This window comes from Mucilaginibacter oryzae (assembly GCF_003148845.1).
GTDB classification, from domain to species: Bacteria; Bacteroidota; Bacteroidia; order Sphingobacteriales; family Sphingobacteriaceae; genus Mucilaginibacter; species Mucilaginibacter oryzae.
Window position 1 is genome coordinate 1 of the sequence record NZ_QGHA01000003.1, and the last position, 21,878, is coordinate 21,878.

Sequence of the window (21,878 nt, forward strand, 5' to 3'; positions counted from 1 at the left end):
TCTTGTAAGGCCAGTTCGCCACCTTGTTCGTAAAGTTCCTTGAACCTGTAGAAACTATCACGGGAATAGCCCATCACTTTACAGGCCTGTGATACGTTACCTAAATGCTCGGCAAGCTCCAATATGCCCATCTTGTTTTTGATGATCTTTGCTTGGGTTGTCATAATGCTAATCTCTGTTACGTGCGTTAATTAATCGTAACTGTCAGATTAAATTGTGACTATCTCACCTAAAACACAGCGCCGGATTAAATCCGGCGCTGTGTTTTTTCTATAAAGAGATCCATCTCAAACGGTGTTATCTCCAAAGCCTGCAAACCAGGTGTTCTGGCTTTCAGAATTTTTCATCGACAGGTACAGACATCAGGCAACTAATGTGGTCATGAAGCTTATCCCCATTAACCCGGCTCAGAACTTTTCCAGTTTTTCTATGCCCCTTTTTTGGCTTGTAAGCTGCTCATTAACTGGTCGTAAAGATCATCGTTTTTGGCTTTGGCCGGTTTAAGCTTTTTGATGGTTGGCCGTTTACCCTTCGCTTTAGCCTTGATCAGTTCAAGTAACTCGGTATGGTATTCGTCTTTGTATTTCGACAGATCAAACTTTTCAGCATATTGGTTAACCAATGCGAGGCCAACATCCAGCTCTTTTTTGCTCACTTTTACATTATCGCTGATATTCAGGTCGTCCTGATCGCGGATTTGTTGCTCGAAGCGGATACGGGTAACCACCATACTTTTTTTCACCGCGTGTACCACGCAAAGGCTTTCGGTGCTTCGTAATACAAATCTGGCCACACCGGCTTTTTTTGTTTGTTGCAGGGTTTGAAAAAGCAACGCGTAGGCCTTGTTGTTTTTAGTATCAGGTTCGGTGTAATAGGAAGTTTCATAGTACATCGGGTTAATCTCTTCGAGGTCAACAAAGCTTTCTATTTCTATAACCCTGCTCTTTTCGGGCGCGGCAGCCTCAAAGTCGGCATCTTCCACAATAACATATTCGTCGTTATCAAGCTTGTAGCCTTTAACTATCTTATCATAGGGAACTTCTTTTTTGGTATTCTCATTTACCCGCTGATATTTGATATGCGCATGATCCCGGCTGTCAAGCATATCCAGGTCGATACCTGAAGTTTGCACTGCCGAGTATAGTTTTACAGGGATGCTTACCAGGCCGAAGCCGATAGAGCCTTTCCAGATAGCCCTCATGATTTTATGGTTTTGATGTGATCATTCGTTTGATGCGGATGGTGGTTCTCTATCTCATCGGCCAATAAATGCAGTACCTGCTCTTGGAGGTTACCTGGATTACTGCAAACCCTCAGGTACTCATGCGGGTCAGGTTCAAAACTGGCAACCCAGGCGCCATCCCTAAAAACTTTAAACTTACAGGTTTGGCCGCTGTGATGCAGGTATTCACCCACCTCAAAGCGCAGTACCTCTTTATCAACACTGATAGTTACCGGAAAATTATCCATATTAAAGTATTTGCTTTTTACAACTATTGTAACCGGCTTTTGTTTAGCAACAAGAAGTAAATATGATAGCTAACTACTCAATAAAATGGATTGAAAATTGCTATGCAACGGTAGTTTTTTGACACTCCGGCAACATCCGGAATTGTATAAAAATGGCTTTGTCAATCCCGATCTGGTTGTAGTTATAACGCAGGTATCAGTGCCTTAGTGCGCTAAAAAAAATATACTTCAAAACTTTCCTTTTTACCATTTTAGCCCGCTACTTTCGGCAAAAAACCAACCAGTTAATATGGAATTTAATCCAAATAATCACATTATACAGATGTGTATGCGCGGAATGCTTATGGAAGAAACCGGCAAGTTTCAGGATGCCGTTAATTTATACAGGCAAGCCTGGGATGACGCTTCAAACGAGTTTGAAAAGTTTCTGGCCGCCTGGTTCATTGCCAGGCTCCAGCCCGAAGCTACCGGCAGGTTAATGTGGTATGACACGGCATTACAATTAGGCCTGAGTTTGGATAATGAACCGGTCAGGGCGGCTTTTCCCCCATTACATGAATATATCGCTCAATGTTACCAGGAACTGGGCGACGTTAGTCATGCCAGGAAACACCAGGAACTCGCCCTGTCATCGGTTAGCCCGCCTTTGGATAAAGGCCCTTTTTATCACGGTACAAAAGCTGACCTGCAGGCCGGAGATCTCCTGAACGCTGGATACATGTCTAACTATCAGTCAGAACTGGTGATGAACCACATCTATTTTACCGGCCTGATCAACGGCGCAGGTTTGGCGGCAGCTTTAGCCAACGGCGAAGGCGCTGAGCGCGTTTATTTGGTGGAACCTACCGGCGATTTTGAGGACGATCCCAACGTAACCAATAAAAAATTTCCCGGAAACCCAACCCGTTCCTACCGTAGCCTGCAACCACTAAAAATCATTGGTGAAGCGACCGAATGGCAAAGGCAAACACCTGAACAACTGCAGCAATGGCGCGAAAAACTAAAGGCTAATAAAGGCGGGATAATCAATTAATGTCCATGATGCTAGTCTATATATTAAATCAGCGGGCTGGTTACGAAATCAATTGTTAAAATCCGAGAATTAATTAAAGGACTTACGGAATTCAAGGGGCGACAGCCTGGTTTTAGTTTTGAATAATTTGCTGAAAGACTGCGAGTGCTCAAACCCCAAAGCATACGCCACCTCACTCACCGACAAGTTGGTGGTAGACAGCTTTTCTTTCGCCTTATCAATAAGCCGGTCATGAATGTGCTGCTGAGCGCTTTGCCCGGTAAGTGAGCGCAGCATATCACTGAGGTAATTTGGCGAAAGATTTAGCTTTGCAGCCAGGTAAGCCACCGTAGGTATACCCCCGCTCAGCGCCTGTTCGTCGTTGAAATAGGTATTTAGCGTTTCCTCCAACCGTTGCAGGATATCGGTAATGGCCGCTTTCCTGGTCAGGAACTGCCGCCTGTAAAAGCGGTTGGCATAGCTCAGCAGCAGCTCGATCTGGGAGATCATAACTTCCTGGCTAAAATCGTCTATCCGGCTGTCCAGTTCCCTTTCCATAAAGTTGAAGATGGACAAAATGATGTTTTTTTCCTCTTCCGAAAGATGTAGCGTTTCGTTGGTGCTATAGGAAAAAAAGCCGTATTGTTTGATCTTTTTAGCCAGCGGGTAGCCTAAAAAGAAATCCGGGTGAATGATCAGGGTGTATTGCGAACACACCGCCCCCTCCTGGTCATTGCCGCCTATAATCTGTCCTGGTGCCGCAAACAACAAGCCGCCCGCATCAAAATCATAATAACCCTGCCCATATTTCAACTTACCTCCCAATTTCGGTTTATAAGCTATTTTGTAATAAGCCAGCACATGCCGCGTTGGCAATTTACCTTCCAATACCGTATGCGCGCCGTTGATCAGGCTGATCAGCGGGTGTTTAGGCTGCGGCAAGCCAAACAGGCGGTGCGCCTCGGTGAGCGATTCCAGCTTAAGCGGCTGTTCCTCTTCTTTTTTCATCATTAACTAAATTACAAACAACCGGGCATCGTTTTCATGCCCGGTTGTCATTATTGATTCATTTTACTGTGCCGAACGTGAAACCTCGTCCCACGCTTCCCAGGTGGCAATACGGTCGGCATAAGCAGCTTTCAAGCCGGGCAGGTTGTGGCTACCCAGGTTTAACCGCAGCGGTGGGTTCACGGCATCCACTAATTTAAACAGCGCGTTAGGCGTGGCAAGCGGGTTGCCTCTTTCCATTCCTTTCATACGCTCCATAAAATCTGCCTTGAAATCGTGGTAAACCGGGTTTCCCTCAAAAATCTTCCCGATCTGATCGCTTCCAAATTCAGTTGCATAAGCGCCCGGCTCAATAATGGTCACCTTGATACCAAATTGCGCTACTTCCAGCGCCAGGCTTTCATGGATGGCCTCGAATGCCCATTTAGACGAGCAATAATAACCGAGTATGGGCATGGCCAGGTGCCCCAGATTGCTTGAAGTACCCAGGATATGACCGTAACCCTGCCCGCGCAGCAGCGGCAACGCCGCCTGGATAACGCTAACCGGACCTATCACATTGGTTTCATATAAGGCGCGGATGTCATCTGCCGCTCCGTCTTCTATGGTACCAACCAGCGGATAACCCGCGTTGTTCAGTATAATATCCAGCCGTTTAAAATGCGCATGTGCCGCGGTAACCGCTTCTTTCACCTGGGCCGCATTGGTAACGTCGAGTTCCAGCAAGAATACCTGATCGCCATATTGTTTTTTCAGGGCTGCTATGCTACTCAAATTGCGGGCGGTAACAGCTACCTGGTCGCCGCGCTGAAGTACTGCTTCTGCCCAGATCCTTCCCAGGCCGCGTGAAGCGCCGGTAATAAACCACACTTTATTTGTTTGTTGTGTCATGCTATTTTTTATTTAATGGCACAAAGTTCCAGTAGCGGGCGATGGGTTTTGTAGCCGGATTACGGGTATTTGTAGGCTAATTACAGATCAGGGGCATGTTTCTCAAACATGATAAGTTTTAATTTCTGACCGGCGATTGCCGGTACTCTCCAATAGGAAGCACCATGCAAACATATCCGCTCTCAAACTATTAATTGAAGCAAACCTTCATAAATTAAATACCTATCGCATTTTACGGCACAATTTTATAAGCTTCGCCCTCTCCTGCTCACCAATCTGCCTTAATGATTTAATCTCATCCGGTATAAGCTTATAGGAGGTTTCAAACTGACTCAGGTACTTTTCAAAATCCATGGGATGATAACTAAACAAGCGATTGGTTTCCTCAGCAATACCGAGATTTTTCGGGATGTACATACCATCATTACCATTATCACTGCTTTTTAACGCCGCCGTTATCATCGTCAGGCGTTTAAACTTTTCTACAAGCCCCGATGTTACCGGACCTCCGGGTGCCACCTTGTAGGTTATCCGTATTTCCCGGGCAACCTTACGGTTTTGATCCGGAAGTAAAATATTTAAACACAGATTGTTCCCGTCATAATTCCAGCTACCATCACGGCTATCCGGATTAAACTGCACGAGCTTGCCGTTTACCGATACCTTTGCGGGCGGCTGGGTACCAAACAGTTTTATCGTAAATTTCTTCCGTTCGACCATTCCTGGATAATTGCCAACAGGAGGCGCGATATTCACCACCTGCACGTTACCGTTGATGCGCGATTCGATGTTCGTTTTAGCAAATTGGCTCTCATAACTCTTATCGTTCCCGTTATCCTCGTAAACCCGGAACTTACCGGTGCTACCGGGAAATATCCCTATTGTAAGATTGTCCGGATCCTTATCGAGATTTTGTACCTGGTCATCATACATCGGGATCACCGAGCCGGCTTTTACATACACCGGGTATTCGTTGATAGAAAACGAGCGTTCAAGTACCTGGCCGCCTTTAAGCAATGTTCCGGTAGACCATTCGTACCAGTCGTTTCCTTTAGGTAACCAAACCTTAACGGTAGCAAAACCATCAACAGATGGCGTGGTAACCGGCCTGATCAGCATATTATCGCCAAACATGTATTGTTCTTTATAGCTGTAAGCCTCCGGCTGTTTCGAGTAATCATAATACATTGGCCGGCAAAGCCCGATCCCCGTTTCGAACGTTTTCCGGGACATGGTATAAATATAAGGTACAAGCGCGTAACGCAGCCTGATGGCATCATGCTGGGCGGTTGCATACTCCGCCGAAAAATTCCAGATCTCCTTTTTAATGGCCGCGTTTTTAGTGGAGTGGGTACGCATGATGGGACTGAAACCTCCGTATTGCAGCCAGCGGGTATAAAGCTCTGGCTCTACGCCTTTTTCATTTCCTTTAAGGATGTGCCCGCCTATATCATGGCTCCAGTACGAATATAAAACGTTTGAAGCCGTGCTGGTAAAATAAGGTTCATAAGCCAATGATTCCCACGACATGAAAGTATCGCCCGAAAAGCCGATCTGGTAACGATGGTTGCCCAAACCGCCCCAACGGTGATATAGCAAAGGCCTGGTTTGGCTGTGCATAGCCATATCTGTAAAAAATGTATAGTTAAGCCACCAGGTATTACTTAGTTGCGGTATTTTATTATCGTTGGGCCATTGCTGCCAGTCAAGCCACCAGAAATCAACACCGGCCTTTTCTATCGGCCTTAAAACGATATCGAATAAGCCGCGCATAAATGCTTTGTTTGATGCTTCAAAAGGGATGGATCTCTTCTGAGCAGTATCCGCTTTCATGTAAGCAGCGAAACTCCGGTACTGATCTTCGGTTGGTTGAATACCATCCGCCGGGTGCAGGTTCAGGGTTGTTTTCAAATGGTTATCCCTGGTCCATTTCAGGAACCTGCCGGGATCCGGAAAAAGATTTTTGTTCCAGGTGTAGCCAGTCCAGCCTTTGGTGTGCCAATCCATATCTATCACCAGCACATCGGTAGACACATCAAAGCGCCTCAGGTTCTGAACCAACTCCCGGAGCTCATTGTCTGAATAACTCCAATACCTCGACCACCAGTAGCCAAACACGTAGCGCGGTAACATGGGAACACGGCCGGCAATTTTGCTAAAATCCAATATAGCTGATTGATAGTTATCGCCATAAGCCAGAAAGTACCAATCCAATTTCGGAGTGCCTGGAGGGGCTACCCATGGCCAGTCAGAATGATCCAGTCTTAAGGATTGAGAATCATCCAGGAAAAACCAGCCGTCCCGTGAAAGGATCCCATCTTCCAGCTGCAATTTCTGATTGCTGTACAGGTTCATCTCACCGTCCTGGCCATCCAGCGTACGGGACGTGCCTTTTAAATTAAATTTCTGCTTTTGCCCGGGTTTCCACGCTACGGTGTCGGCACTCAAAAAACGGATTTTAAGGTTAGTGCTATCAAATACGCCTGAATTGATTTTATAAGCAAGCTCTATTTTATTTGTTTTGAGGTAAAACCAGTTATCGCTCGTACGCGTAGTGAACGCGGGAACCGGCAGCCTGCGGTTAACCACCACCAATGAAGCCCGGTTATCATAGCCTGAAGGTTGCCCCCACTGTAATCTCACCATTTGATCGGTAAGCACGGTGAAACAGGCGTTTCCTAATTGTACAACTGCTTTGGGGTCGGGCGTTAATTGGTTACCGACCTGACCATAGGCCCTGCCGGTTATGAAGATTAAGCAGCAGGTTATCGTTTTAAAAAGCGTTATTATTTTTTGTTGAAAAGTGATGCGCATGTAAATATCAATTGTGATTGGGAATAATCCGGGAACGGGCATAAAACAGCTACCCCGGCTCAAAAACTCCGGTGTTGTTTGTTTTTTTAAAACAAGATTAACTGTAAAATTAAACGCGACTAAACCACGGGATTAATTTCAAGGCTATTATCAGCCTGAAAAAAGCGGTTGTTTTATTCAAAACAACCGCTCATTTAGCTGCCCGGGTTTGATCTTCTAAATGAGTTTGATTAAAAACCTTAATTAAAAGAAAACACGCCGGTATTTCGGTTTAGGTTACCATCCATAATTTTGTACCAGTGCCGGATCGATATTGATCTCGGTTTGAGGTATCGGCATCAGGTAGTGCCTGTCGGCAAAAACGCGGGTTTGATCAACCACGGTTTTATAAAACACGGCAACACCGGCAGCTTCGCTGTTCGGATCCAGGCCGGTAGCGTTTAGCTCGGCGGGAGTAGGCCTGGCGTTCATACCGTGCATGTTACCATTGTCGGTAGTTTTGGCTATCAGCCAACGGCGCACATCCCAAAAACGCTGGTTTTCAAAAGCGAATTCAACGCGCCTTTCGTTCCTGATCCTTTGCCGCATGCCTTCTTTGGTATTATCTGAAGCTATAATTGGCAGCCCGGGCATAGATACACGGCTCCGTACCGCGTTTACAGCATTATACACATCGGTGTTTGGTGCGCCTAAATATTCGTTCATGGCTTCGGCATAAATTAAATAGATCTCAGCCAGGCGAATGATCGGGAAATTACGGTTGGCACTGCCTCCGCCTTTTAAATTCACATTTGGATCGGCCCATTTGCGCCAGTTGTAGCCTGTTTCGCAATTGGTACCGGGTTTAGGCCATCCGTCGCAACCGCCGCCGTTATTGCCAAACCAGGCAAACTTCAGCGGCCTTGCATTATTGCTATAATTCCAAACATCGTACTGAAAAAATATGGTAGCGTAAAAACGCGGATCACGGTTTTTATACATGTTTGATATATTGGAAACCGGGGTATATCTTACCCCATCCCATAACTGGCCGTTCCAAAAGCCGGTAGTTTGATAACCTGACTGAGGGTCGGTTATAGGCCTGCCGTTATTCATTTCGTACGAATCAACCAATTCCTGGAATACGCTCATCTTTCCGTTTCCGTTCACAGCGTTCCCGTCCCTGCCGTTGGGCATGTAGTTACCTTCAAAATCCCTGTTGGTACCCATAATATACGGCAATATAATTTCGTCATAATTGCGGGTAAAAAACAACTGCGCGTAGTTATCAACCGGGTTTGAAGGATTTGGATTAGATAACGAATAAGCATTCAGATCAAGCACTGCTTTGGCGGCGTTGGCGGCCAACAGCCATTTATTGTTATCATAGGTTTGAGGGAACAGTTGCGTACCATCGGCATTTTTAATACCGGCATACATGGCATTACCGTTAAACAAGGGGCTGGCAGCATAAAGTAAGGTACGTGCCTTTAATGCTAAGGCGGCACCCTTTGTTATCCGCCCGTAATCCGCCGAACCGCTGGCATAATTTAAAGGCAAAATCTCAGCTATGGCGTCACATTCTGCTGTGATAAACTTTACCACATCATCAACTGTGTTTCTTGTTGTTGTGGTAGCGGCGGGATCTGTTGTAGCTAAAACTGCATTGATTAGCGGAACAGCCCCATACCTTCTGAATAATTCAAAATATTGATTAGCGCGCAGAAATCGTGCTTCTGCCTTGTACAGCGGAATGCGGGGCGCGTAATAATCATTCCTTGAGGCTGGGATAGGCGTTTTATCAATACTTGCCAGGAATATATTGGCCGATCGGATATACTGGTAAGCCCTGCCCCAGATATCAAGCGAATTGTTGGTAGCGTTCCAGGCACCTGAGTTAAAGGGCAGCTCGGGTACATTTTCCCAATGGTTTTTACACTCATCGGTGCATGCTCCTAAAACCGTTCCTCCACCGTATATGTACTGGATATCGTTATTGTTTAAAGATGCATACAAATGGTTCCACGCACCCTCGGCATTTTGGATATTATTAAAAACGGCGTCCTGCGTAACCAGTTCTGTTGGCACTACATTAAGATATTTTTTGCAGGAAACAACAGAAATGCAGGCAATTAAAAACAGGTATATAAGTTTATTGCTTTTCATGTTTAATGTTTTAAAATGTAAATCGTAAACCAGCATTGATCACTTTTTGCTGCGGATAGGTTCCGGTGCCATTATTGCCAATTTCAGGGTCAAAATTGAAATCTTTAAGCTTGCTCCAGGTGAGCAGATTGATGCCGTTAACAAAAACGCGGGCATTCTCTATCCCTATCTTTTTCATCCAGGTTACCGGCAACGTATAGCCCAGCTCAACCGTTTTTAAGCGGATATAATTTGACGAATAGATCCAGAAGGTGGAAGCCTGCTGATTATTCACATTATCGGCCGATGAAATACGCGGGAACATATAATTAGCATCCGGATTAGAGGCTACCCAATGATTATCCACCACCTGCACCAACGAACTGGCAAATCGTGAAAAGGCATAAACCCCTGATCCTGAAAGCAAGGTAGAACCGCCCAAACCGCCTTGAAACAATACGCTCAAATCAAAATTGGCATAGTGATAACCCAGCGCTACGCCAAATTGCGACTTAGGGTTGGCTACTTTTCCGGGAAGATAACCGGCATCAAGGCTATTGATCACGTTATCTCCGTTCAGGTCCTTATATTTAATATCGCCCGGTTTGGTAACGCCAAGGCTTGCCTGCGAAGGGCTGTTGTCAATATCCTGCTGGCTTTTGAACAGGCCGAGGGCTGTGTAGCCGTAAATCTGGTTGATGCTTGTTCCCTTTAAAGCCTGCCATTCACGGCCCGGGTAATCGGGCTGGGCATAAAACAAAATCTTGTTGGTTGCGTAGGCATAATTGATGGTAATGCTATATCCTTGCTTTTTGCCAAACTCGTGCCTGTGGCTTAACGAAATCTCATACCCCTTGTTATCGGTTATGCCCGCGTTAACCGCCGGTATTTGCGGTAAGCCTATAAACGACGGAATCAGCTGTGAGGTGGCCAGGATATTATTACGGCGCTCTTTAAAAACATCAGCCGACAGCGAGAACATCCCTTTCCATAAACTAAGATCAAGCCCCAGGTTTATTTTTTTTGATCGTTCCCAGGTTAACAATGTATTACCTGCCTGGCCTTCCAGGTAACCTGTATAACCATTTCCGTTGCTGTTAAACCCGAACCTATACGAATCTCCCGTTACCCACGAACTGAGGTAGAGGAACCTGCTCGAACCTATCTTATCGTTACCAACAATACCGTATGATCCCCTCAATTTAATTTGATCGATAAAACTAAGCGAAGCGTTATCTTTAATAAAATGCTCATTTGATGCTATCCAACCTGCCGAAACAGCCGGGAAAAAACCAAATCTGTGCCCTTCGGCAAAGTTTTCTGAGCCGTTATAGCCAAAATTAAACTCGGCAAGGTAACGGTCGTCATAAGCATACGCGGCGCGGCCTAAAATTCCCTGGTATTTGTAGGGCAAACCTGCTCTCGCGTTTTGTACGCCGCCACCTACAGCATCAAAAAAGCTCGACTGGTTATAAATGGCCATAGCTTTTACGGAATGCTTGCCAAAGTCCCGGTCATAATTGATGTAAGCCTCTAAAACTGTACGGCGCGATCCATTGGCGTTTACATTATAATCGAGGGTGCCGTTGCCGTTGTTTACAATTACATAATGACCGTTGGCTGCCAAATCTGTTTCGGTATCAGCAACACCCTGATTTAATAAGTATTGGTATGTGATATTCGATAGCGGCCTGCTTACATTCCGGAAATTATCATTATCAAATGATAATCTCACACGTGTACTCAAACCTTTGGTTAACCAGCCCAGATCCCACTTAAAACCCGCTGTTGACTGCAGTTCGGTTTCGAAGTTTCGCTGATAACCCGATTGGGTTAAATCGACATAAGGCGACTGATTGGTGTTAGGCGCTGCACCGGGCGATCCATCGGGATTGGTTATCGGGTAATACCACGCGGGAGTTTGTTTGATATCGTTAAATATCTGCGAGGCATTTGCGCCGGGATAATTCCTGTCGTACACTATGGCTCCCAAATTCAACTCCATCGACAGGTTTTTGGTAAGATTCAGGTCGATATTAGAGCGGAAGTTGTATTTATGGGTTATGGCCTGGATATCGTACTGGCTTACGGCGTCTTCATAGTTGTACAGGCCGTTTTGCTGTAAATACGATAGAGAGATAAAATACCTTGTTTTCTCGGTACCGCCTGTAACGTTCAAATTACCTTGCGAAAGGTATGAAAACGGCTTCAACATTGTTTTTGTCCAGTTAACATCAGGGTACAAATACTGGTAGGCAGGGTAAGTGCGATCGCGGTATTTGTTCAGCAAAACATCGGTGTAGGCGCTGGTATCGGCGAAAAGACCGTCATTAATCAAACCTTCCTTATAAAGCTTGCGGCCGGTATATGAATCGACATACTGGGGTAGTGAAGTTGGCGATTGCCAGCCATTTTGAGCGGTTGCCGAAATGCGCGATGTACCAATTTTTCCGCGTTTGGTAGTAACCAACACAACGCCATTAGCGCCTTGTATACCGTAAATAGCGGTTGAGGCGGCATCTTTAAGAATGCTTACATTTTCTACCTCATTGGCATCTATACCACTAAAGTCTCTTTGAATACCATCAACCAAAACCAACGGAGATGAATTATTGGTTGTACCGAAGCCCCTGATGTTCAGGGATGAGCCATCGGCGCCCGGCTCGCCACTGTTTTGAACGGTTAACAAGCCTGGTAAACGGCCGGCCAACGCGTTGCTTAAATTGGCAACCGGGCTTTGCTGCAGCTCCTTAGTACCAACAGATACTATTGAACCGGTAACCCGCTCTTTACGCTGGGTTCCGTAACCAACCACAACAATCTCCTGCAGGCCGGTACCCGGAACAAGGGCGATAATACCGAGATCTTTTGCGGCCTGAACTTCTTTAGTGGTATAGCCAATGAAAGAGATGACCAGCGTACTGTTGTCTGGTATATTCTTAAACACAAACTCACCCTTCTCGTTGGTGATCATCCCCTGCCCTGTTCCCTTAATTTTTACTGAAGCTCCGGGCAAAGGCCTTCCGGCCTCATCAACCACCGTTCCCTTAACTTCAATATTTGCCGCCGTCATTTTATCTTTATCGGGACCGGCCTCAACAGGTTCGCCGCTGCTTTTTATTACAATTGTTTTATCGGCAAAACTGTACGACAATGCCTGACCTTTTAATAAAATATCAAGCACTTGTTTAATATCGGCATCCTTAACATTGATAGATACCTGCGGCGAGTTTTGCAGCAGCTTTTTTTTATAAAAGAAAGTATAGCCGCTTTGTTTATTGATATCTTTTAATACGTCTTCGAGCGACACCCCGTTTTCGGCCAGGGTGATTTTTTGGGCGAATACATCCGCTTTAACCTGTAAAGTAAAAGCGATAGTTAAAAAAATAATTAGCTTCATCACTAAAAATGTTCTTCGACTTAAAAACAGAAATTCGCAGTTTTTCAAACTACGTAGATTAATTTTCATAGTTTAGTTAGGTTTTTGGTTGGATTAAAATTGAACTGTGCTGGTTTTCTATTAATCTCCGATCCAGAAACTACCGCGCAAGCGGAACCCGCCGGCAGTGTTGGAAGCACTACCGGCTTTTTTTATGGATGAGATTTTTAATGGAGCTTTTAAGTATCTTTTTTCTTCATCATAAATTGGGTTTTGAGGTTAATAATTGGTTATTGGTTTTTATTAGGATTGATGTAGGGTTGTTATTGAGAAACGATGAGCTTTCGCCCGTTTAGCTTTACATTGATATCATCAAGTTTCAGGATTTTAAGCACCTCTGAAAATGCAGCGTTACCGGGGATTTCCCCATTGTAGGTATCATTACCCAACCGGCCCCGGTATTCTACTTCAACATTGTACCACCTCGAAATTTTGCGCATAACATCATGGATATCCGCGTCCCTGAATAAGATCACGCCTTTTTTCCAGGCCACAAACTCGTCGGCATCTACAGTTACTTTTGATAACCGATCGTTTTTGAAAACAGCCTGTTCATCTGGCCTTAAAGTGATTGCTGAACCGGGCAAATCCGGAGGGCCTGACTTTCCATATACCTTAACGCTACCCTCAAGCAGGGTTGTCTTAACTATATTTTCGTCAGGGTAAGCGTTAACATCAAAGTGAGTACCCAATACCTGCACTACCTGACCCGCACCTGCCACTTTAAACGGCCTGTTAGCATCACGGGCAACTTCAAAATAAGCTTCGCCAGATAACTCAACCATTCTTTCGTTAACTGCAAAGTGAACCGGGTATTTAATGCTGCTGCCTGCATTAAGCCAAACCTTTGTGCCATCGGCCAGTATAAGTTGGTACTTTCCGCCACGGGGTGTTGATAATATATTGTAAACCTGTAATTTACCGGTGGCCTCAGCATGAGTTTTCTGGTAGGCCACGCTGCTATCTGCAGCGTTATTAACGGTAACATCATCAAACCTAAACAATTGCCCCTTGGGCGAACCCTCAAGAATAATTTCCTTTCCGTTGCCAAGGGTCAATATGGCTTTGTTGCTGCCTGGTTTAATAATGTTTTGATCGGATACCAATTCATGAGGTTTAGCAGGATTGTGAAAGTACTTGTTAACGAACAATAATCCGCCCAACGTAAAAATAGCAACCGCCGCGGCCGCCCACCAACGTATTGGGGTAATACGTTTTACCTGTTTTTTAAATAACCGGTTATGCAAATCTGCTTTCAGGCGTTGCTCAATTTTTGCTTTATCGCCAAAGTCTGAGCTCCATGGCATATCCGATAAATCGAAGCTATCACGATACTCTTCAAATAGTTTTTGTTCTTCGGGGGTACAGTTGCCTAATGTGCAACGCTCGTACAATTTTTTAAATTCCTGGTACAACATGGCTATAACGGTTATTGGTATAGACAACCCTCCCGGCAATAACTCACATACTTTTTTTCTTTTTTTTTAGATTTTTTTAAAGAATCTGTAATAAGGCTTAACTATCCCTCAACAATAAAACTTTGTTATTACCTTGCATGGTTCAAGCTCAGATCGGATTCCTTTTAAATGAACCATACCAAACCATCAGATGAAGACTTATTTGCCGCAGTAAAACGTAACGATAAAAAGGCGTTCACCCTGCTTTATGATCGCTACTGGGAAGTGGTTTATAAAAAAGCCTTCTCTTATTTACGTGATACCGAAACCTGCATGGGTATCGTAAACGATATATTTGTTAATATCTGGGAAAAACGGGGGTTGCTTAACATTATCACGTTTAAAAACTACCTTACCTCTGCTGCCCGTTACCGGGTATATAACGCCATCAAAGCCAATAATTCATCGCCGGTAAAATTTGTTAAAGACTATGAAGACCTGGATGATTTAAGCATTGTATACAATAATGCCGAAAGCAGTATTGAAGCCGATGAACTTAGAAACAACCTGGATCAACTACTTGATGAATTACCTGCCAGATGTAAAGAAATATTCCTCTTAAGCAGGGTGAGCCATTTGAGCAACGCAGAGATAGCCGAGCGCCTTTCTATTTCAAAAAGATCGGTTGAAAACCAGATCTCGCTGGCAGTTAAATTCCTTAAGCCGCATTTCAAACACTATCCTACTGTAATACTTATCGCCAAGCTCATCCTTGTACATGCCAAACTCGGGTTATAAGCCAAAATCTGTATTATTAAATAGTAGCCGCCCCGGTTTGTTAGCCTGATAAAGTTTACCGAAGCGGCAGGTAAACAGGTTTGATTACCTGCTGATTGAAAGCACCGGCATTTCTGAACCTATTCCCGTTGCACAGTAAAATTACCCGAAATCTTGCTTTATAATTTTCAAACACAGACCGGCAAAACATACCGTATTATTTAAGTTAAAACGAGTTCGATATATACTTAAGTTATTATAAATCTGTAGAATAAGGCGTTTAATTTTATTCTTAGCCAGGCTTTAAACATCATGATCTGACGATGCATCAACGGAAACGATAACTGCTGATCTCCAACCTCTAATCTCTACCTAACAAACCTCACCACCTCATTTTTAACCGGTTTAATGGTTTTCAAATAAGCGTATATGGCCTCCAGGTCGGACGTTTTCATACCGGCATATTTCCACCAGGGCATAATCGTCTGGAACTCGCCTGGTTTCACTGAAATTGGTTGGACTTTACCATCCGCATATTGCGTAAAACGACTTACAAACTGCTCTTTTGTCCAGCCACCTATTCCGGTTGTTTTATCCGGTGTGATATTGGCCGAATAAACCTTCCCTCCTCCCGGCAATTGATAGCCTTGTCCGCCGGCAAAAGCCAACTCTTCTTTCAGTTTTCCTTTGTCCGCCTGGGTATGGCATTCTTTGCAGGCCGCTGCGTTTAACAAATACGCGCCATATTTAATAGTATCTGATGGGTTTGGCACCGTGCCCGGCTGAGCCTGCTTAGGCATGGTATGCACAATGATGCTTAACGGAAAATCCAACCGGTGCGCCGGATAATTTTTGCCCGTTGGCTTTAAAGTACGTATGTAAGCGATAATATCATAAATATCTTCCCTGCTCATTTTGGCATAATAAGGCCAGGGCATGATCGGGAATATGGCTGATCCATCTTTTTTTACACCGGTGGTGATAGCCCTGAAGATTTCGCCATCGCTCCAGCCAGCCAGGTTGACCGGCGTAATATTAGGCGAGTAAACCGTACCGGGGAAACCAACCGCGGCATCAAATTTTTCGCCGCCACCGCCAAACGTGGTTGAATCTGATGGCCCTGCAAACTTATCCCATCTACGGGCCGAATGGCAATCTATACAAAGGGTAACATGATTAGCCAGGTACTTACCATGGGCTATGCGTTGCGGGGTGGCATCAATTTTAATGGCCTCGGGTTTACCCACGTTGGGCAGTGCAAGCGTTATGTAAGCTATACCTGCAACAATGATCAGCGCCAGCGCTATAACTGCATACGCTGTCCATTTTAAAAACTTTTTCATTTGATTTTTAATTAGTGTAAGGTGACGGAAAATTAAAACGGCCGGAGAATATTACATAGTCCCCGGCCGTTTCTTTGTGATTTATGATGATCGATCAGTCTACTTTTTTAATAGACGAGGCTCCGGATTTATCGTTATTAACGGTAGATGGCGAGCCTTTGTACTGTATTTCAGACGCGCCGCTGGTGTGTACATTAAGGGTTTGCAATACATTAATATTACAATGCCCGATACCAGATGTTTCGATATCATAAGTACCCACAACAAAATCAAAGGCATTTACTTTACCAGCACCGCTCAGGTCAATTTTATGCGACGCGGCCTGGCCTTTCAAAGTGATTTCGGTTGCGCCGCTTCCTTCTGTTGATACATTTGCTGCATTCAGATCAAGCGTTACCTTGGTAGCTCCGGAAAGATCAAGTTTAAAATCTTTGGCGGTGATTTTCCCATCGCTGAAAACCTCAACGGCGCCCGCGGCTTTAACTTCTTCAAGGTTTTTCACACCGATATTGATCACCATATCGCCCGGATCGCAGAAATTCTTTTTTGATTTGATGTGGAGCGTACCACCTTCAACCGATGTAGAAATATATTTGATCAGGTTGTCGTCTGCGGTAATCGTGATTCCCAAAGTACTGTCCTGTTTTAAATGAACCTTAAACGCGCCCGAGATCTCCACTTTTTTAAAATCGTCGGCCTTGCGCTTTTCGGTGGTTTGGTTACCTGAGCCATGCACGCATTTCAGTCGGCATGAGGATAAGATCCCGGTTACAATAAACGCGCTTATAATAGTGATGGTTAAGAAGTGTTTTTTCATGGTTGTGGTGTATGACGCCCGGGGGCAGTTTAGTGTTACTTCAAAATTAAAAAAAGCTACCACATTTTAGGCGATAGCTTTTAGAATATATGATAGACTTTTGCAAAAGTGATTATTAAAGGCCTGCCAGTTCGTTTTCTATAGTGTGTTTGGCCGGCGCGTTGGTTACCTGATCAACGTACTGATTGGCGGCGAAAGCATTGTTGTTCACCAACGATTCGCGGGTATGATTTAAAGTGTATACATCTGCAGTACCGGTCAACTCAACTTTGGCGTGGTCGTTTACATTGATGGTGGTGGCGTAGGTATCGAGTTTCAAATTGGCCGATGCGTTGTTGTAAAGGTTAACGTTTAAATCGATCATTGACAGTTTACCAAATGATTTCACTTCGGCGTTATCATAAGCGTTGATGGCTTTTAAATCGGCAGCGGTTACCCAAACCACCAGTTTTTCATTTTTGTATGAGGTGATACGCAAAGTACCGTTGTTATTTTGAACCAACGCGTTTTCAGCGTAATATTTATTGTAAACCTTAACCTGGTCGGCATCGCCGGCGGATACGTAAACCTCTACGTTACCGCGGATTTCTATTTTGCTGATCCCTTTTACATTGTTTAATACCACAGCGGCATTGTTATCAATTTTTGTTGCCGCGTTACTTTTAGCTGTTGTACCAAGTGCTAAAACCAATGAAGTTGCGATTGTTAATATTGTAGTTTTCATGATGATTAATATTTTGATTGTCAATTATTTGTGTTTTTATTTTATTTAATACACTCATAAGACGCCCCCATTTTTAAAACGTTACAGCCGTTTTGGCCCAATTAGATGTACAGCAGGTTTTAGTCGGTGAAGGGCCGAAAATCATCGGTGAAAAGAGGAAGTTTTTTGATGTGAGGGGTAATATTTTGATGTGCAGATTTCAGATTTCAAATGTGCAGATTCCAGATGTGGAAATGGATCATGATTTGATTTAAGCGAGCTATCTCTGCGGCTGTCTGAAGTCTTCAACTTCAAATTATGATGTTTCGGGTTTACAACCCGCGAACCAGGGTATCAATTACCTTCAGGATTGTAGCTGGAGACTACAAGCATATCAGTCCGCAAACAGGAGTCTACGGACAGCCTTGATAAATTCAAGAGTAAGGAGTAGAATATTTAAAACGATACCCCCAGCTGCAACCCGGTACCAATAGAGGTAGGCTGATCATTCCCGAACCTGACCGGCACCGGTACCGACGCAAAAAAGTTGACATTTTTACCGCGAACAACCACTTGGTTAAAAACAGGCGTTACCCCAAACCTGCCGTTAGTTTCAAATGCCACCCTACTGATAAAGGTAAAACCATGTTTAAACCTGAACATGGCTCCGGGATGAAACACTACAGTATTTACCTTAGCGATGTGCTTTTCGGTACGAATGGAAGGTGATATCTCAAAACTTACCCCAAAATGATCGCTTTTGATGATGTTCATACCAAAAGGGAACGCTATGGTATAAACATTTCTGTCAAAATTACTTTTAAAACCGTCTTTAGTCCAGGTACCTATCGGATCGGTGAAACTAAAATACCCTACAATGCGAGGGTACACGAGGGCTTGCTGCGCGGATACCTTAAAACTGCAGCATACAAAAGCAATAAGATAAGTTAAAAGGTTTTTTGTGATAACAGCATGTACAATAATATGGCATTTAAGGTAATTTACACCTCCGGTAATAAATAATTAACAGCCGGTTATTCTTTTAGTAACACCAATACCCTTTTCGCCAAAACAGGGCATTGTTACCAACGCCCTGTCAAAAAATAACTTTTGCTAATCTGCTAAGTTGTATTCGATCAACACCACATTTACGCCCCCGCTATGGGTGCAAATTAATTCGTCAATGCGATGTTTGTTATCTGAAGATCATTAATTTGCAACGATATGATCGTGATCGGTGCCGGTTGATACTTCCAGCCATTGATCAACCTCTTTATTAACCTTTTCGCTATTGGCTTTGAACATTCCTACAGCATCTTTACCTATCGGTAAATGCAAAGGAGGGTTTTCATGGTGAGCCAGGTTAACAAGTACCTGGGCAAGTTTTTTAGGGTCGCCGGGCTGGTTACCATGCAATTGATCGGCACCTGCCCTCATCGGACCAACAGTAGCGGCATAATCTTCAATAATATTTTTACCCGCGCTGTATGATTCGGCACTCAAAAACTCAGTGCTAAACAACCCGGGGGCGGCAGAAGTTACTTTGATACCCAGCGGCGCCAGTTCTAAAGCCAGGCCTTTTGAAATGCCCTCAACTGCAAACTTGGTCGACCCGTACAAAGCCCAGCCCGGGTAGGCGCCATAACCAAATAATGATGATATATTGATGATATGCCCTGATCTTTGAGCGCGTAAATAAGGTAAAACCGCGCGGGTCACATTCAGCAGGCCAAATACATTGGTGGCATACTGCGCTTTGGTTTCGGCATCGGTGGCTTCTTCAATGGCGGTTACCATGCCGTACCCCGCGTTGTTGATCAGCACATCAATAGTACCGAAATGAGCAACGCCCTCTTCAACAGCGGCTTTAACCTGCGCTTCGTTGGTTACATCCATATTAACCACCAACAGGTTAGGGTTATTGTTCAGCGAGGCTGCCAGTTCAGCAGCTTTGCTGCGCACAGTTGCTATTACCTTATCGCCGTTTGCAAGCGCTGTTTTGGCAATCTCCAAACCAAAACCTTTAGAGGCCCCGGTAACTAATATTACTTTTTGAGTTTTCATTTTTGTTTTGTTTTATATTTATTTGAGACTTTTTAGTCTATTTTAATTCGTTAAAAAAAGCCGTTCAAGCCACAGTTATTTATCTAAAAATAAAAAAGACTAAAAAGTCTATTTTTAGGCCAAAAAAATCAGTTCAGCTCATAGCTTTTCAATTCGTCTTTCAGCATCTTTATCAGGCTGTGCATATACTTACGGTTGCCGGTTACCCTCGAAACCAACATTCCACCTTCAAGCGAGGCAAACATTTTAATAGCATATCCTGCGGCATCAATTCCGGGCGATAATTCCCTCCCGGCTACGCCGTTTTCAATAATCAATTTTATAGTTTCGATGCCATTTTCAATGATCACTTTAAGCTTAGCCTTCAGTTCGGGGTTGTTATCATCCGCCTCTACCCCGAAATTTAAAACCGGGCAGCCGCCATCGATATAAGATTTAATCGGATCTTGATACACATCAATAAAAGCGAACACCTTTTTAACCGCTGTTTTTTGGTGAGCTATGGCAGATGCTATCTTGTCGTTCAGCTTACCAAGCAGGTAGTCAACCATCACCCGGGCAATTTCTTCCTTACTTTCAAAGTGACCGTAAAGACCGCCCTTAGCCATTTTGGTAGCCGCCAAAATATCATCAATGGTGGTACCGGCAATGCCTTTTTCATTAAACAGGTGTGCCGCCTGTTCGATGATAAATTGCCTGGTTCTTTCTGCTTTGCCCATTGTTGTTTTTGTTTGACGAATCGAAAATAGACTAAATAGTCTAAAATAGAAACTTTATTTTATTTGGTGACAATTGTGTGAAGATTCGGTTACGTGAGGATAATTCCCACAAAGCCTTTTTTGGCCTGTTGGATCTTCCCTGGCGTAGATATATAAGCACGCGAAGACGCAAAGTTTTAATTGTACGGTGGTAATTGTTACCCACAATTTTTATTGCATAATTATTGAAAGTAAACTTGTAGCCTTCCGTACTTAAAAAACTTAAAACTTTGCGTCTTAGCGCCTTCGCGTGCCTCAAAAACAAAAAGCCGCCCCTTTACAGAGAACGGCTTCCACTATATAATTGACTCTAAAAAAATGGCGGTTATAAAGTAGCGTATTCGGTTGCTACGCGTTTGGTTTCGCGGTTCAGCGTTTCGGTGGCATGGGCATAGCTTAAACCATTGCTGTTTACGTTTGATACCGGGGTGCGGGTCAGGCTGTATTCGTTAGTGGTACCGCTTAGCTCGGCTTTGGCGTTTTCGGCAAGGCTGATGCTGGCTGCATAGGTATCGAGCTTTAATGCAGCAGACGCGTTGTTGTACAGCTTAACGTTAAGCTCAACACTGTTCAATGATCCGAATGATTTAATTTCGGCATTATCATAAGCGGTGATGGCGCTTAACTGGTTTGCGGTTACCCAAACCACCAGCTTTTCATTTTTATAGGATGAAATACGCAATACACCTTTTTTGCTTTGCACCAATGCGCTTTCAGCATAGTAGTGGTTATAAACCTTAACCTGGTCTGCCGGACCGCTTGATACATAAAGTTCAACGTTTCCGTAAACTTCAATTTTGTTGATGTTGCTTACGTTGGTTAAAACAACAGCGGCGTTATCCGTGGTTGAATTTGCGTTTGCACTTTTTGCGAATCCAGGTACCATAAACAATACGGCAGCGATGGCGATCAATGTAGTTTTCATGGCTTTAATATTTTGATTGTGAGTTACTTATTACTTTATTTCATTAAATACACTGTTAAGACGCCCTCAGTTTCAAAACGTTACAGCAGCATTGGGCTAAATAGATGGAAGACAGGTTTTTATCGGTAAAGCGGCGGTTTTTAGCGGTGAAAAGGGAAGGAAATTTTACTGTACGGATTGCAGATTTCGGATGCCAGGCGGACAATCAGATTTGGGAGCGATGATAACCGTATTGCAAGCCTGCTGAATAAAGGACCTTTGCGCCGGTATTGAAATAACGGGGCAATAACCGTCAATTTCCCGTTCATATTGAATAACAACATGAACGGAAAATCA

At 44.1% G+C, this 21,878-nt stretch carries 19 protein-coding genes; 3 read left to right on the forward strand and 16 right to left on the reverse strand.

Annotation, left to right across the window (positions count from 1 at the left end; all coding sequences use genetic code 11):
* The 3 genes from LX99_RS09200 to LX99_RS09210 all read right to left on the reverse strand — a co-directional run.
* On the reverse strand, positions 1–164 hold a 164-nt coding region (locus LX99_RS09200), incomplete at its 3' end, for a helix-turn-helix domain-containing protein (protein WP_146203086.1).
* A gap of 263 nt (positions 165–427) precedes the next feature.
* Positions 428–1,201, reverse strand: a complete 774-nt coding sequence (ku, locus tag LX99_RS09205; protein WP_109607623.1) for a non-homologous end joining protein Ku — start codon at positions 1,199–1,201, stop codon at positions 428–430.
* On the reverse strand, positions 1,198–1,470 hold the full coding sequence (locus LX99_RS09210) for a hypothetical protein (protein WP_109607624.1): 273 nt from the start codon (positions 1,468–1,470) through the stop codon (positions 1,198–1,200). The genes ku and LX99_RS09210 overlap by 4 nt, the downstream gene beginning before the upstream one ends.
* Positions 1,471–2,095: 625 nt before the next feature.
* Here LX99_RS09210 and arr point away from each other — a divergent pair.
* A complete protein-coding gene (gene arr, locus LX99_RS26370) occupies positions 2,096–2,503 on the forward strand; it encodes an NAD(+)--rifampin ADP-ribosyltransferase (protein WP_342769423.1) in 408 nt (135 codons plus the stop codon).
* A gap of 69 nt (positions 2,504–2,572) precedes the next feature.
* Here arr and LX99_RS09220 read toward each other — a convergent pair whose 3' ends face one another.
* From LX99_RS09220 to LX99_RS09245, 6 genes are all read right to left on the reverse strand, one after another.
* Positions 2,573–3,490 (reverse strand): helix-turn-helix domain-containing protein, encoded by a 918-nt coding sequence (locus tag LX99_RS09220; RefSeq protein WP_109607626.1) that lies wholly within the window; start codon positions 3,488–3,490, stop codon positions 2,573–2,575.
* 63 nt (positions 3,491–3,553) lie between these two features.
* Complete coding sequence (locus LX99_RS09225; RefSeq protein ID WP_109607627.1) at positions 3,554–4,381, reverse strand: SDR family NAD(P)-dependent oxidoreductase; 828 nt, start codon at positions 4,379–4,381, stop codon at positions 3,554–3,556.
* A gap of 222 nt (positions 4,382–4,603) precedes the next feature.
* A complete protein-coding gene (locus tag LX99_RS09230) occupies positions 4,604–7,195 on the reverse strand; it encodes a TIM-barrel domain-containing protein (RefSeq protein ID WP_170122662.1) in 2,592 nt (863 codons plus the stop codon).
* 276 nt (positions 7,196–7,471) lie between these two features.
* Positions 7,472–9,340, reverse strand: a complete 1,869-nt coding sequence (locus tag LX99_RS09235; RefSeq protein WP_170122663.1) for a RagB/SusD family nutrient uptake outer membrane protein — start codon at positions 9,338–9,340, stop codon at positions 7,472–7,474.
* 10 nt (positions 9,341–9,350) lie between these two features.
* Positions 9,351–12,719, reverse strand: coding sequence for a TonB-dependent receptor (locus LX99_RS09240; protein ID WP_170122664.1), 3,369 nt, complete (start codon positions 12,717–12,719; stop codon positions 9,351–9,353).
* Between the two features lie 302 nt (positions 12,720–13,021).
* Entirely contained in the window at positions 13,022–14,176 is a 1,155-nt protein-coding gene (locus LX99_RS09245; RefSeq protein ID WP_109607631.1) for a FecR family protein, read from the reverse strand.
* Positions 14,177–14,344: 168 nt separating this feature from the next.
* Between LX99_RS09245 and LX99_RS09250 the strand changes: the two genes are divergently transcribed.
* Positions 14,345–14,953 (forward strand): sigma-70 family RNA polymerase sigma factor, encoded by a 609-nt coding sequence (locus LX99_RS09250; protein ID WP_109607632.1) that lies wholly within the window; start codon positions 14,345–14,347, stop codon positions 14,951–14,953.
* A gap of 347 nt (positions 14,954–15,300) precedes the next feature.
* Here the strand turns inward: LX99_RS09250 and LX99_RS09255 are convergent, their stop codons facing one another.
* The 3 genes from LX99_RS09255 to LX99_RS09265 all read right to left on the reverse strand — a co-directional run bounded on the left by LX99_RS09255 (position 15,301) and on the right by LX99_RS09265 (position 17,816).
* Positions 15,301–16,275 carry a c-type cytochrome gene (locus tag LX99_RS09255; protein ID WP_109607633.1) on the reverse strand — a complete coding sequence of 325 codons (975 nt, stop codon included), beginning with the start codon at positions 16,273–16,275 and terminating at the stop codon, positions 15,301–15,303.
* 94 nt (positions 16,276–16,369) lie between these two features.
* The gene (locus LX99_RS09260; RefSeq protein ID WP_146203087.1) at positions 16,370–17,092 is read right to left on the reverse strand and encodes a head GIN domain-containing protein; all 723 of its coding nucleotides are present in this window, start codon (positions 17,090–17,092) and stop codon (positions 16,370–16,372) included.
* A 115-nt stretch (positions 17,093–17,207) separates the two neighbouring features.
* On the reverse strand, positions 17,208–17,816 hold the full coding sequence (locus LX99_RS09265; RefSeq protein ID WP_109607635.1) for a GIN domain-containing protein: 609 nt from the start codon (positions 17,814–17,816) through the stop codon (positions 17,208–17,210).
* Positions 17,817–17,908: 92 nt separating this feature from the next.
* Here LX99_RS09265 and LX99_RS25610 point away from each other — a divergent pair, with 92 nt between their 5' ends.
* The gene (locus LX99_RS25610) at positions 17,909–18,070 is read left to right on the forward strand and encodes a hypothetical protein (protein ID WP_170122665.1); all 162 of its coding nucleotides are present in this window, start codon (positions 17,909–17,911) and stop codon (positions 18,068–18,070) included.
* Between the two features lie 181 nt (positions 18,071–18,251).
* On the opposite strand, the gene LX99_RS09270 is transcribed toward LX99_RS25610, so the two are convergent.
* From LX99_RS09270 to LX99_RS09285, 4 genes are all read right to left on the reverse strand, one after another.
* Positions 18,252–18,686 carry a hypothetical protein gene (locus tag LX99_RS09270; protein WP_109607636.1) on the reverse strand — a complete coding sequence of 145 codons (435 nt, stop codon included), beginning with the start codon at positions 18,684–18,686 and terminating at the stop codon, positions 18,252–18,254.
* Between the two features lie 318 nt (positions 18,687–19,004).
* Positions 19,005–19,859 carry an oxidoreductase gene (locus LX99_RS09275; protein ID WP_109607637.1) on the reverse strand — a complete coding sequence of 285 codons (855 nt, stop codon included), beginning with the start codon at positions 19,857–19,859 and terminating at the stop codon, positions 19,005–19,007.
* A 128-nt stretch (positions 19,860–19,987) separates the two neighbouring features.
* A complete protein-coding gene (locus tag LX99_RS09280) occupies positions 19,988–20,578 on the reverse strand; it encodes a TetR/AcrR family transcriptional regulator (RefSeq protein ID WP_109607638.1) in 591 nt (196 codons plus the stop codon).
* 364 nt (positions 20,579–20,942) lie between these two features.
* Entirely contained in the window at positions 20,943–21,542 is a 600-nt protein-coding gene (locus tag LX99_RS09285; protein WP_109607639.1) for a GIN domain-containing protein, read from the reverse strand.
* Positions 21,543–21,878: the final 336 nt, after the last annotated feature.